At 48.1% G+C, this 13,617-nt stretch carries 8 protein-coding genes; 1 reads left to right on the top strand and 7 read right to left on the bottom strand.

What is annotated here, in order from left to right:
* Positions 1 to 7: 7 nt before the first annotated feature.
* The 7 genes from J2Z66_RS09905 to J2Z66_RS09875 form a co-directional block, all read right to left on the bottom strand.
* Positions 8 to 1,441 (bottom strand): hypothetical protein, encoded by a 1,434-nt coding sequence (locus J2Z66_RS09905; RefSeq protein ID WP_209971231.1) that lies wholly within the window; start codon positions 1,439 to 1,441, stop codon positions 8 to 10.
* A gap of 84 nt (positions 1,442 to 1,525) precedes the next feature.
* Complete coding sequence (locus tag J2Z66_RS09900) at positions 1,526 to 4,003, bottom strand: discoidin domain-containing protein (RefSeq protein ID WP_209971230.1); 2,478 nt, start codon at positions 4,001 to 4,003, stop codon at positions 1,526 to 1,528.
* 24 nt (positions 4,004 to 4,027) lie between these two features.
* Positions 4,028 to 4,897: a carbohydrate ABC transporter permease gene (locus J2Z66_RS09895; protein ID WP_209971229.1), complete on the bottom strand. Its 870-nt coding sequence runs from the start codon at positions 4,895 to 4,897 to the stop codon at positions 4,028 to 4,030.
* Positions 4,891 to 5,874 carry an ABC transporter permease gene (locus J2Z66_RS09890; RefSeq protein ID WP_245375425.1) on the bottom strand — a complete coding sequence of 328 codons (984 nt, stop codon included), beginning with the start codon at positions 5,872 to 5,874 and terminating at the stop codon, positions 4,891 to 4,893. The genes J2Z66_RS09895 and J2Z66_RS09890 overlap by 7 nt, the downstream gene beginning before the upstream one ends.
* Positions 5,875 to 5,945: 71 nt before the next feature.
* Entirely contained in the window at positions 5,946 to 7,517 is a 1,572-nt protein-coding gene (locus tag J2Z66_RS09885; protein ID WP_209971228.1) for a type 2 periplasmic-binding domain-containing protein, read from the bottom strand.
* 324 nt (positions 7,518 to 7,841) lie between these two features.
* Positions 7,842 to 9,857, bottom strand: a complete 2,016-nt coding sequence (locus J2Z66_RS43775; protein ID WP_209971227.1) for a helix-turn-helix transcriptional regulator — start codon at positions 9,855 to 9,857, stop codon at positions 7,842 to 7,844.
* Between the two features lie 665 nt (positions 9,858 to 10,522).
* Positions 10,523 to 12,544 carry a DUF5107 domain-containing protein gene (locus J2Z66_RS09875; RefSeq protein ID WP_209971226.1) on the bottom strand — a complete coding sequence of 674 codons (2,022 nt, stop codon included), beginning with the start codon at positions 12,542 to 12,544 and terminating at the stop codon, positions 10,523 to 10,525.
* Between the two features lie 138 nt (positions 12,545 to 12,682).
* Between J2Z66_RS09875 and J2Z66_RS09870 the strand changes: the two genes are divergently transcribed.
* Positions 12,683 to 13,534, top strand: a complete 852-nt coding sequence (locus J2Z66_RS09870; protein WP_209971225.1) for a helix-turn-helix transcriptional regulator — start codon at positions 12,683 to 12,685, stop codon at positions 13,532 to 13,534.
* Positions 13,535 to 13,617: the final 83 nt, after the last annotated feature.

The following is a 13,617-nucleotide window of genomic DNA, read 5'->3' as shown; positions in this document are numbered from 1 at the left end:
ACCTAACCTATTCATTAAATTTGAAAGAATAAAGCTCCGCATCGCTCATCGTTATTTCCATAATTACTGGTTTGCCAGACAAGGACGAAGGATCGCCGTCCATAAAAACAACCGTTTTGTCGAGGGAGTCTCCAAACAACTCGATGGAGTTTATCGTCTGATCCCCGGAAGCAAGCTTAACTTTCATATAACCTCTCGCAGAAGTAGCGAAGTTGACCGATAGCCGGCTGCCTTCATAGATGAACGGCTTAGTCGTTATTTTACAAGGCTTATACGTCGCTTTATAAGACACAAAACCGTCTATCCTGATCGTATAGCGCCTCAGCCTCGCAGGTTTTTGCGACCAATGCCCTTCTTTGGCGTACATTGAAAGCTCGTTCGGAGCGTATGGAAGGAGATCGCTTCCGGTTTCGATCATGCCGACGGCAGGAAAACAGTCGCCGTACACCCAGTTGTACGGATGCTCGAGTCCCGGCGTCATAAACGCCTCGTCCCAGCGGTTCCAGCTACGCCCGTCGCGGGAGCTCATGAATACGCAGTCCGTAATGGCCAGCCCGTATCTAGGATGCACGCCCATCCTTTTTTTTCGGCTTTGCGCACCTGCAAAATCGTCGAAGTTCGGCGTCCACTCTTTCTTTTCCACATAGCGGGACGGGAAGCCGACAAAGAGATGCGGAGCCCGATCATACGGCTGAACGACATTCGTATAGAGCGGGTAGTCCTCGCCATCTCCGAAATCAAGCCGTTCGGGATTCGTCCATTGTTTAAAATCGGCCGATTCCATCCAGCGGATGTCCCTGATACCTGCGTTCCAGTCATTGCCCGGAATATCGTGAAAATCGCGAATATAACATCTGTATTTATTTGCTAGAGCATCCCAGAATGCAACATTCAGCGTATCGAACTTACCTTGATTCGTCATCCGCCACGCTTTTCGAAAACGAATGCCGTCTTTGCTTGTGAAGCACCACAAATAATTGTCGTTCCAGTCGATCGCCGTACCTTTATAGCGCTCCTCGTCGGGACATTCGGGGTTATTGTCCTTGAATACGTAAAAGTTGTCGAACCTGGCCGTATTCGAATCGAGAATGATATTATTGTCCCGGGAGCCTCCGTATTCGCAAATACCCAAGTCCGGCTTGATCCAATCCTTGCCGTTCTCGCTTTCCGCATAACATACGACAATCGACCCCGTAACATGCTGAGTTACATCCGGGTCCAGCATCTCCCAGCCCAAATAATACATCCGGAACAAGCCGTCGTCCTTTACGATGCAATGATAGTTGCACCCGTCTCCTTCCCATGGAGCGTCGTGATGGATCGCGACTTCCTTCGGCTGAAACTTGTTCAGCTGCCGGACTGCGGTCGTCTTTTCCGTATCGATCAAATATTCGTCCCAAAACAGCTCACGGCGGTTTTCGATCCGTATCGCATCAGTCATAGTCGGATTCTCCTTCTGAAAAAATTTTTCACCCTCGATGTGAATTCGCATTAAACTATCCGCCGCAATAAGCACCATCGATTGTCAATCGCCAAACCGATAGGAAAACAACTGTCCGGCTTTTAGATAAAACCTGATTTTGATCACGCTGCCTGCAAGATCAGAAACACTACTATGGTCTGACCAACTTACAAGATGATGCATATGATCTCCCTCTAAAGCCCTGCACTCCTCTGCACTAAAACCGGGAATCACGTTGCCTCGGTCGTCCAGTAATTCCGCTTTCAAGTAACCATCCTCCGCAATCCGGGCATTCAAGAGCAGGTTACTGCCGGTAAACTGAATAGGTTTCGTCGTAAGCACTCCCTCCGCTTGACCAGCGTCGACGGACACGAAGCGATCCCGCTTCCACTTTACCAGCCCGATTTCGCCCCTGAACGCACCTGTCCCCGTCTTGTGATCGAATCGCCCGGCGGATTGTCCCGCGCGTGGATGTCCCTCCGGATATATTTCATAGAAATGAGCCGGCTGGGTATGCGTATAGTTCGAACCATTGTAATACAGCCATACTTCATCGCCTACGTCGAATGCTTTGGAAGCGGTATAGATCCATCCGCAATCCCAATCGGATACCGCAGCGTTGTCCTGTACCGTGGCCTCCGGTCCCGCTGTCCTTACTTCGCCGCGCCGAATAACCGGTTCCCGGAGCTCCCTCGACCAATTGTTGCCATCGCGCGAAAACGCCAATTGCACGTCATCGATTCCATCATCGATGGTGTAGTAATACACTTCTTCATCATTCGCATAAAAGACCCAAGGGAATGCAATCAACCCGCTCTCATGCGGGTACAGCCCCGCCCCATACATATCAGTCCGCATAAGAGAGCGATTAACCGGAACTTCCATGAGCGGCTCGATCTCCTCCAGCTTCTTGGCTACCTGATCCACAAGCTGATCCTTCGCATCCGTATTCAAGCTGCGGTAGGACGGTGTCCACGTTCGAAAGTCGCTGCTTGTCGTGGTGTAGAAGAATCGACGTACGGGATGAAAATAACCGGGATCCGTGAAACTGCACTTATGCAAAGCTACGTACTTCTCGCGATAAGGGTCCCATACTGCAGAGGCGACATCATGGCCCGAACCGAAGCTCCCTGCGAACGTCCAATTGATCCCGTCCGGCGAAACCATCGTTTGATACCGTTTATCCCAATTAAACGTGACCATCCGGTACCGTTCATTGCGGGGTGCGGATACATCCTTCATGACGCTGGCCGTCTCGACGGCTCCGCTAATCGCTACCGCGTTGGTAGGCTTCCCGTTGTTCGTGGAGGTCCCCGTTAACGGTTTGCTCCAGTTGATCCCGTCCCCGCTAGTAGCATACAGAAGAGTCCATCTATGAGGGAAATATTCGGTACTCCCTCCCGTGTCGGTAAAGTACCACATCTTGAACAGCTGCTCCTCTTCATCGAATAAAACGTCCCCCCACAACACCTGCCGGTATCCCTCCCAGGGGCGGTCCATCGTGAGGATAGGCTGATCCCCATGCTTGACGCCCGGATGCAAGGTATAGCTCAAGCCATCAATGGCCTCCACCAAGTCCCGCGAGATAAACAATTCCGTTCGAGATCCGATGGAGAATGGCTGTGCTACAAGAAACGGCGCTGTCGAGTTTCCTCCTCCCGGGCTGTCAAAAGCTGGACCGAACGCTTTCACTCTGAATTGGGGGTTATCGTAGAGCTCAAAATGCGATTCTCCGTCCGTGAAGCGTGTATTCACCTTGAAGTATCTGGCCTTGATCTGCTCCAGCTCGAACGAGTAGACCAATTGCAAATTGGCGATCTTCTGGGTAAAGGCCACATGCTCCGCTTGCGAATAGGTCACATTATCATCGCTCCAATATAAGGCATATTCTTCGCCTTTGCCCGTCCCCTTGGAGCTGGAGTACCGGTTAATCAGATCGATCCTCCCTACCTCTCGAGTTTCGCCCAAATCGATGCCTACGCTGTTTCTCACGAAATCTATGGCAAATGTGGCGGTGCTGCCCCATTCCTGAAGAGCTCCGGTTTCGGGGACGATGTCTCCGCTTCTAAATCCGATTAATGCGGGCAATTGAGAACCTATGCTCGCGTCAACCGCATAGGCTCTAGCGTCGAGCTGAAGCAGGCGAAGAGGAAATACTCCATTTCCTTCCTCGGCGAGGATGTGAACTTTAATAAATTGCGCTCGCACACCGGATAATGCAAAACTATCGACGGTTCGTCCTTCGATGACCCGCGAAAGGAATTGAAAGGATTCGATCTCCGTGTACGACCTATTGTCCAAGCTGGCATACAAGCGATACATTTCCGCTTTTCCGACTAAAGTCACACCGGCGCACCATAATTCGACCTTATCGACTTGGGTCACCGCACCGAGATGAAAACCTAAGCTGCGGCCCATATAATCGGCTGTAAGAGCAAACGGAAAGCCCCAATTCCCGACCGGCGTAGTCTCCGGACCTTCATCCCGGTCCACGTACCCCGCGGTTGTCGGTAGTTGAACATAAGGAGTGATGACATTCATAAGCTTCCAACACCTCATCTTTCGTTATCCTTTCACTGATCCTACAATCATGCCTTTCACAAAATAGCGCTGCAAAAACGGATACACGAGCAGGATTGGCACCGTTGTAATTATAATCATCGCGGCGCGGACGCTATCCTTGGAAAGCGCAGCGAGCAGCCCCAGCGATTCAGCTACCCCGCTCATGTTCGGATCGAAGGAGAGCAGCATGGACTTCAGCATCAATTGCAGCGGCCATTTGCTCTGTTCGGACAAGTAAATGGAAGCCGGGAACCAGCTGTTCCAATAACCGACCGCATAGAACAAGCCGATGGTCGCAATCGCCGGCATCGACATCGGCAATGCGATTCTAGCGAATATGGTCACATCATTCGCCCCGTCGATGCGTGCGGATTCTTCCACTTCCTGCGGGATCTCCATAAAGAAGTTGCGCAATAAAAAGGCATACCAAACATTGAGAAAAGACGGAATCATAACGGCCCATAATGAATTTTTTAAACCAAGAGCGGTGACAAGGAGGTAGGAAGGAATCAGCCCTCCTCCAAAAAACATGGAGGCCAGCAAAACCGCCGTCATTACGTTACGATAAGGCAAGTATTTCTTGGACAAGGCATAGGCAATCGAGCCCGTAAAAAGCAAACTAAATAACGTGCCAAAAAACGTAATGAACAAGCTGTTGCCGAACGCCTGATACACTCTGGAGCTGCCTGTCAGCAAGTAAATATAAGAATCAAACACGACATGCTGCGGAAAAAATGTAACGCCATTTCGCATGATGTCCTCATTGGACATGAGCGATTGGCTGATGACGAACAGAAAAGGAGCGATAATCGAGCAACATACCATGATGAGAAAAGCCGCATTCACATAATCGAATAGCTTAAGTCTTACCATATGCCCTCCTTCCCGAGGCGTTTAACGATATAGTTCGTGCCGAGCAGGAATATGAGCCCAACGACGTTTTTGAACACGCCTACCGCTTGCGCATAAGAGTACCTTGAATTTTCTAAACCTTCCCGGTATACGTACGTATCGATAATATCTCCAACGGAGTATACATTAGGAGAGTACAAGAGCAACACTTGTTCGAAGCCGGCATTCAAGATGCCTCCGACCGCGAATATGAATAGAATGGAAATAATGTTGGCCATCCCCGGCAAGCTGATATGAATCATTTGTTGAAACCGGTTAGCGCCATCTATTTTAGCGGACTCGTATTGGGCAGGATCAATTCCCGCCAGTGCGGCCAAATAAATGATGCTTCCCCAGCCGAGTGCCGCCCAAATGTCGCTGGAAACAAGAATGCTGCGAAAAAAATCCGGTTCGGAGATCAAATTGCTCTGGAATCCGCTGAACTCCGCAACCATCTTGCCGATCAAGCCGCTTGTAGGGGACAACAACGATAGAATCAGAGCGGAAATAATCGCCCAAGACAGAAAATGCGGCAAATAACTGATCGTTTGTACGGTTTTCTTGAACTTGGAGCTTCTTAATTCGTTCAACAGAAGAGCAAACACAATCGGCGCCGGAAAACCGAAGATGATCTTGTAGGCGCTGATCAGCAGCGTATTGGTAAGGATACGCCCGAAATAATAGGAGTTGAAAAACTGGACGAAATTGTCCATCCCCACCCATCTGGCATCGATAAATATCGATTCGACACCGCGAAACGGGCTGAAATTCTGAAAGGCAATTACAATGCCGTACATAGGCACATAATGGAATAACAGCACATGCAGCAAACCGGGAAGCAGCAATAGATACAGAAATTTGAACTTCCACAGGTTGCGGAAGAAGCCCGTTTTCTTCGTTCCCAGCGGATTTTGCGTTCGGATGCCTTTGCTTAAAGAAGACACAGGGATCGATTTCAAACGGCTCACACCTTTCCATAAGAGGGCTCTGCTTCTGCTGAGACAAACAGAAGCAGAACCCGTTTATCCGTTTACTTGGCAGCCTCAGCGAATTGCTCGTTTCGGTCGTCAATCATTTGTTGCCCGCCAATCTCCAGCCATTTCTTCACAATGCTATCCCAATTCTCAACCGGAATTTCTCCGTTGAATACTTTTACCTTCTGCTCGGACCAATACGTTTTCAGATCCGTCAGCTTGGAGAATGATTGCCATTTGGAATTGTCGTAAAGCACTTTAGCGTCAATCGGTTCAAAGCGCGGCAGCTTGTTCACTTGCTCCCGTTTCAAGTTGTACTCCTGGTGTGTCCATGTATTCGCGGCCCATACGGGACTTCCAGGCCAGTTGATGAACACCGTCTTGTATTTGGCGTAATATTTGGCCTTGGACAGATCCGACTTATCTTCAGCGATAAATTCGATCGTATTATTTGTTCCCCGATTGTAGTTCTCGCCTTCAACCCCGAAGTAGACCAAGTCGCTCCCCTCCGGCGTTGCCTGGTAATCGAAATATTTCATGACGGTTTCGGGACTGGCGTTTTTCTTGAAAATGACCCATGCCGACGTGGCGGCAGGTGAGGCAGGCAATTTATTGATTCCCTTGCCTTCTAACGCGACCGGAACATATTGGACATCCGGCACCGTTTTCCTAAGCACCTCTACCGCGTTTATGATGGTTCCGGAGAATGAGGCTGCCACGGTTCCCGCTTTGTTCTGTGCGATCAACTCTTGCTGCTTAGGCGCCGTAGAGAGCAGCATATCGGGCCAGATATACCCTTTTTTCTGCCACTCTACGAATTTGGCCATCATATCTTTATAGCTCGGGTGAAGCTCGGGCGGTTTAATTTTGCCGTCGGTATCTTGCCACCATTCCGTAGCTGCCGGCATGAAGAATGGAGCGAAGACATATTCCAGCATGTCAATCGTCCCGCCTGACCCCGTCGACAAAGCATAGGTATCGGCCTTTCCATTTCCGTCGGGGTCACCGGTTTTAATCGCTTCCATGATCTTTTCATATTCGTCAATGGTTTTTGGCATCGTTAAATTTAACTTGGCCAGCCAATCGGTTCGGATTTGCAAAGCGTATGGCGTGATCACAGGAGTCTCAATCGGAATACCCAGAATTTGATTGTTGTACGTCACTCTTTCAAAAGCGGCAGGTAATACATTTTTCTTCAAGTTCGATCCGTATTTATCCAGCAAGTCGTTGAGCGACAGTATGACGCCGTCATTGTAAGCTTGTATCGCATCCGCAATAGACATTTCAGCGAATTCCAATTTTTCGCCTGAGGAGAGCATCAGATTGCGCTTGGTGACGCACTGGCCGGCCTCCGAGAAGACAAGGTTGACATCGGCGCCTGTTTTTTCCTGAATAATATCGTGCACATGCTTCTCTTCCGGCGTCTTCCGATCGAATGTCGCATTGCAATTCAGCCCTACGACCTCGACAGGAGTCTTGGTCTCTTCGGCTGCAGCGCCTTTGGCCGGCGTCGATTCCCCCGTAGATTTCGGATCCTTGGCGCCTGACGAGCTGCATGCTGACGATGTTGCCATGATGAACACTAACAAAACTGAAAGCCATAGCCTTCCCCTTCTTTTCTGCTTCACACTTCATTCCTCCTTATTGGTTCCCGGCCCCCCGGGATAGCTATAACCTACAACAGCCCTTGCCCGCAATTCAATCCTAATATATTAATCCGTTGAAACAATGGGCTTTTCGCCCCTGTTCAACGTGTTGAATATTGTATTACTATCCGATTCCACAAGGATAAACGCATGCAGCATCCTGAACCGTTTTGCGGAGCAAACACACTTCGGAAGCATAAGTTGGACGCCATTCGTTTACCGGAAAGTCGAGCCGCATCCACAAGATACATTCAGAGACTTCAACAAAAAAAACCGACGTCGAAGTCGATTTTGTTTCAAACGGATTTACGTATTTCGGTTGACTCGAAGCTCTCTGTACTCGGACGGCGTGATCCCCGTATATTGCTTGAAGACTCTGGCAAAGTAGCTATTGCTGTTGAATCCGATTTTCAAGCCGATCTCCGCAATTTTCGTGCTCGTATTCGATAATAGATGCTTTGCCTTCTCGACCCTATACTCATTCAGGTATTCAATGGGTGTCCGGTTATAACTTTTTTTGCAAACATGAATCAAGTGCTGCTTGCTAATCCCGGTATAGTCCGCCATTTCGTCGAGGGAGAAATTATCCATGTAGCGAGCCGCGATGAAATCGTCAATCTTGCGGGTGTAATCCTTCGTATCGACCGCATATTCCCGAAAATTATGGAACTTGGAAAATAAAAATTGCTTTACGGCCGTTACGTTCATGTTGCCCTTTTCCGCAATCAATTTATTCAATTCATCCAAGAACGCCAAGCTGTTCTGCCCGTACATCCGCAGAAAAAGCGAAATGACCGTATAGAAATTCAAATTGTACTCGACCACCGTAATTTGCTCGGAGAACAAAGCATGCAAGGCGTTCGTAAAGTTCCTCTCGTTTTGTTGCTTAATAGCCAATTCCATTTCTTCAACGGCCGGGGTCTCGACTGTTGTGTTATGGTAATCCATCGGAAGTTTATTATAACAATACAGCTTCGAATCCAACGTGAAAATCCGACCGATATTGTACGCATACATGGCTTCTAGATAAGACTTATGCAAATTATGAAGCGGATGAATGCCGCCGATGCTTATCTCTAACCGTTCCAGCAGTCCTTCATGTAAGCTAAGCAGGAGATCGGTAGTGAAGCGGCTCACGTCTTCATGCTCCAGTTGGAACAGCATGATATACGTTTCATTCGACTCTTCAAACATTTCATAACGGTATGCCCCGTCTAAACCGTCTACAATCGATTTTCTCATGTGTACGGGATCATGGCCGACTTCATCCATCGACGGCAGGATTTTGATGATCGTCACAAGATGAAATCTCGCATAAGCTTTGGTTAATCTTTCTATGTCCGGATTAATTCCGATCTGGCCCATCAAAAGACGATGCAGAAGCGTTTTTCTCAGCAGTTCTTCGTTTTCATTGACTCTCAGGACAATCCGATGAAAAGGCTTATAAAGCTCGCGGAATCCGATCAGGATAAGAACCAGCATGAAGACGACAACGGCCGAGAGCACGGTAATCAACGTACTTTTTAATTTCGCGACATCCCCGTACAACTGCTTCGTATTAACTTCGCTAATTAATCGCCAATTCAAGGCATTGAGTCTATAATCGTTCACTTGGATGGTCTTTGGGTCCCGCTCGATATCGGAAAGGTTTATCCCGAATTTTTGCGGCTCCCGATGAAACATGATTTTACCGCTAGCGTCTGTAAGATAATAATTGTACAGCTCGGCGTTCACGTTCAATTCTTGCAAAAAGGAAGCATAGATCTTATCAAGATTCACGTTGTAAATGATATAATTTTGCTCTCCTCTTGAAGAAGGAAGCCGTTGAACAATAGACGCAACATGAGCCCCTTGCTTGGATTTGCCCTCCACGACCTCGATTCCGTATAAGGTCATCCCGGATGCAACAGAGGCGATCCACGGTATCGGACTGTTACCGGGATTTCGTTCGATTCCATAATTGGAAATAAGCAATATATTCTCATTAGCATTGTAATACAGGATTTCCGTGACAAAAGGATTGGCATAAATTAAGTTGTTAATATCGCTCAATGCCTTCCATTGTTCGTAATCCGTTCGAATATTTGCGAAACGGCTGTCAAGCGTAATGGAATTCGTGAAATCCATAATTTGCTGAAGCGTTCTCTCCATTAATGCGCCGGTTCGAGTTAATTCATTTTCGTTTTTCGAATTGATGAGTTCTACCGTTTTGGTTAAAAACAAATTAATATTGTAAGCGCTAACGATTAGAATTGGAATACTGGAGACAACCGCCAAAACGATTATCACTTTGTAGATGTACGATTTAATATCTTTCGTCACCACTACACCCCCTTAAATACCTGCTGCTGAAATCTTCAATTTATATACAAACGATATAGATATACTATAATAGCATGGAAGCGTCAAGAAGTTCTCCCCCAAATCTACCTTTACCAATTTCCATTTATTGTAATATCCCTATTTTACGCACACCATAAATATAATATATAATGAAACAATATTATATACAATAATCTTATTAGGGGCCTTATTTATATTGACTCAAAAACGATGGAAGCCAGTTAGATCAAGGTTATTAGGACCGGGTGGGTGTTGCAAATCAATTTTAACATAAAAAAAGTAGGGAAGACGGCTAGCGTGAAACGTTGCCTTAGCCTAGTAATCGCATTATCTGTTCGGATCGTTGCCAGTGGAATTTTCATACGGAGCAAACACCAGTAAATTCCGTCCAATATATGGATATAATTATACAATCATTCGGCACTAGATAACCTTTTTGGAATCCGCGACGTTGAAAAAAACCACAACGCGAAGATTAGTTCGCATTGTGGCTAATTCAAATCAAAATCCAATGTGCTGCTAGCAGTTTAATCGACAGTCTCTTCTTATCCGCACCGATCATCAGGGACCTGACCTGCTGCAACAACGTCATCAGATCTCTCTCGTTGACTCGCTGCAACCTGATGACGACTCCACTCCATTAACTAGCTCATTCTAAAGTCTATATGCTGAGGCGGCGGGAACCGTTTAACCGCTTCCGCTTTAAGCTCCTCGCTTAGCTCCCGGTTTTCTGCTGCAGCCAGCTTCCTGGCATTGTATTGGTACCACATATCAACAATCGACAGCTCGCCTTCGCGGATTACGGCGAACTCTGTAGCGAACAGCTTTTCCAGGAAGTCCAGCTTGTTCAAATGCAGTGCCGCCTGCCCAACGATGATTTGCAGCCGGTCGCTAGCGGAAAAAGATTCCGGAAGCGATTCGTATACATCCCAGGCTTTTACATACTGACCATTTCGGATCAACAGCTCCAGGTATTCCTCCGCAAACGCTCTGTCCGGGAAGCTGCCGGAAACAAGGTAGGCCTGTTCCAGACGAGCGAAGGCGGCATCCATGTCCCCTCTATGCTTCATCACCTCGGCCAAATTGCGGTACACCCAGGCAGAAGGCTGAAGCATCAGGGAATGCTCCCATGCTTCAACGGCCTGATCTTCCTGCCCTTTCTCATACAGCATGACGCCGAGATGCATATAGGCATCCCACGATGCATGTGCCTCAGCGGACAGACTGGCCTGCAGCAATTCGAGCCATTCCTCCTGCACCATCCATGAGGCCGGAATATCATCAACAGCAGCAGCCGGCAAGCTTCCAGTCTCAAGCAGCCCTAACCAAGGCTGCTGAGCAGCGCCCAGACTTGCATCAGCAAAAACAAAGCCCTGCGGCGTTGTCCGGCCTTCTGCCTTTTCCCGGCGGCGTCTCTCTAATGCACCCCAGCCTGAGCCAGTGTGCAGCTGCTGCTCGGGCTGCCGGTCAGCCAAGCTTTGCAGCTTGTCGTGTATCCTGTACACCTCATCCTCATGGAGTTTATCCTCCACTTGAGCTTCGATGTAATCCCGGGCAGCTGCCCAATCGTTCCCGCCAGCTTTAGCTGCATCCACATCGGTGACGCCAAAAATCTGCGTAAAATCCCATTCGGTATTAGCAGGCTGATCAAGACCATGCAGCTGTGTAGGCGCAAATCCGCCCTGAATTTCAACATAGTTGCCTTCACCCGGCTTAGCCAGGAAGTCACACCAGCGCCGGCCGCCTGCATGGCTGCCCCAGCAGAACATTTTGCGGTACCGCAAAAGTGAGGTCGAGCGTTCATACACTAATCTGCCGTCCTCATACGAAACCGCTTCCCAAGGAGATCTGCAAGCTTCAGGACTCTGAAAAAAATATTCATTAGCAAAAGGAAAATTCATCGGATAGGACACATCTGCATCAGGTACTGTCGGCAAATATGGCATCTCCCCCGAACCAAATCCCTTGGCGGCATGGTCGATATAGATCACTTCACTCGTAGAGGCGAACACACGAGAGTGTTCCGTCTCGTCCACCGCGATATTCGTCCACCAGTACATAGGAACGGACTGTGCCTGATCGTTGATGATCCGGACATAGACCTGCAGATGCTCCGAGCCTGCCGGCAAATGAATATCCAGCTGCCAGAATACGTTCTTGCATCGCTCATAATCATAAAACCTCAGGAATGCATTCCCCTCGTCATCTGCAAGCTTCGCTGCATGCAGCGGAGCGCAGGTTGTAAATGTATGGCCGAGCTGCCCAATATTCCATTCAATCCCTCCGGAAAACCATGCATTCAGAATCGCAAGATTGGCGGGCTGAAAAACCGGATTTTTGTACAGCACCTCACGATCCGTCCGCTTATCTTTGAGGGAGTACAGTCTGCCTCCATATTCGGGCAGGAAAACAGCCTGCAGGATGTCATTTTCCAGTATGACCGTTTTTAGCTGCATCACTTTTTTATCCCGTGTGTATCTGTCCTGAATCCTGTAAGGCAAATAACGGTCCCCTGTTTCATAGCCCAGCTTTTCCTTTTGCTCTGCCGAGAGACTTCCGTTCTCCGGAACCTCACGATGCCGCTGCCTGCTCCGGAATTTCGGAAGCGGATTATCCCCGTCAAGACCAGTGCCTTCTATGCTCATAACCGAATTGTAAACGTTCACGCCGTCAGCTCCCATCCATTCTTTTAACATGTACTTTTTTTTAATATTAGTCTATAATTCCGTTCAAGAATAGTCATTTATAACGCATTTATATGGATAAATTGATAATCTGATAATTTGATAATGAGGAGCTCAGCCATGCATGATTCCGCGTATCACATTCCCGAGGTTGATGAAGCCGGTACGGCAAGCACGACCGAATTTCTGCAAGTCAACTGTCTTGGTTACTATAAACTCGAAAAAGCGAAATACGAAAGATATCGGAAAAAAGGAAGAAAGGATTACTTATTAATTTACAACCATATAGGAAAAGCCATCGTGCGGGCAGAAGGAACCGATCATGAGGTGGGCAGCGGAACAGCAGTCATTTATCGCCCTGGAGAAGAGCAGCTGTATCAATTAAGTGATGAGCAGCCGATTGAAAGCTACTGGATACACTTTACAGGGTATGGTGTTGAAGAGGTTCTGGAGAGGCTGGGCATAGCCGGCCAAAATATTTATTATACCGGGCAAATGGAGGAATATTCCCTCTTGTCGAGGATGGCTCAGAACGAAATACAAGCCCAAAGGAGGGGTTATGACTTAAATATCGCCTCTCTGATGATCCAGATTCTTACCTTGCTGTCGCGTTATTATCTACAATCCGGATTTACCGGCAAGCAGCTTGAAAGCAGCAATAGGCTGGACCTGTCGATCAGCTATATCCACACCAATTACCATAAACCCATCACCGTACCTGAGCTTTCCGATCTTGCAGGGCTGTGCGTTAGCCGCTATATTCAAACCTTCAAACAGCGGACTGGCTCCACGCCAAAGGATTATCTGATCAGATTCAGACTGCTTAAAGCCAAGGAGCTGCTCCGGTATACCAATTTGACGATCCGCCAAATTTCGTTGATGGTGGGGTTCGGGGACCAGTTGTATTTCAGCAGAGTTTTTAAAAAACTGGAGGGGATGTGTCCCAGCGAGGCTCGCGGCCAGGTAATGTGAGAATCGCTTCAGATCTAGTCTGGACCCATGTACGCATAAGCCCGCAACAAATAAACATGCCCCGGCTTCGGAGCCAGGATCCG

It is taken from the genome of Paenibacillus eucommiae (genome assembly GCF_017874215.1).
Classification (GTDB): domain Bacteria; phylum Bacillota; class Bacilli; order Paenibacillales; family NBRC-103111; genus Paenibacillus_AI; species Paenibacillus_AI eucommiae.
This window is presented reverse-complemented; position numbering and strand designations above follow the sequence as displayed.

Coding starts and splice junctions, on each gene's coding strand:
- J2Z66_RS09900 (WP_209971230.1), bottom strand. CDS start 4,003: ATGAATGTCATCACTCCTTATGTTCAACTACCGACAACCGCGGGGTAC.
- J2Z66_RS09895 (WP_209971229.1), bottom strand. CDS start 4,897: ATGGTAAGACTTAAGCTATTCGATTATGTGAATGCGGCTTTTCTCATC.
- J2Z66_RS09870 (WP_209971225.1), top strand. CDS start 12,683: ATGCATGATTCCGCGTATCACATTCCCGAGGTTGATGAAGCCGGTACG.
- J2Z66_RS09905 (WP_209971231.1), bottom strand. CDS start 1,441: ATGACTGATGCGATACGGATCGAAAACCGCCGTGAGCTGTTTTGGGAC.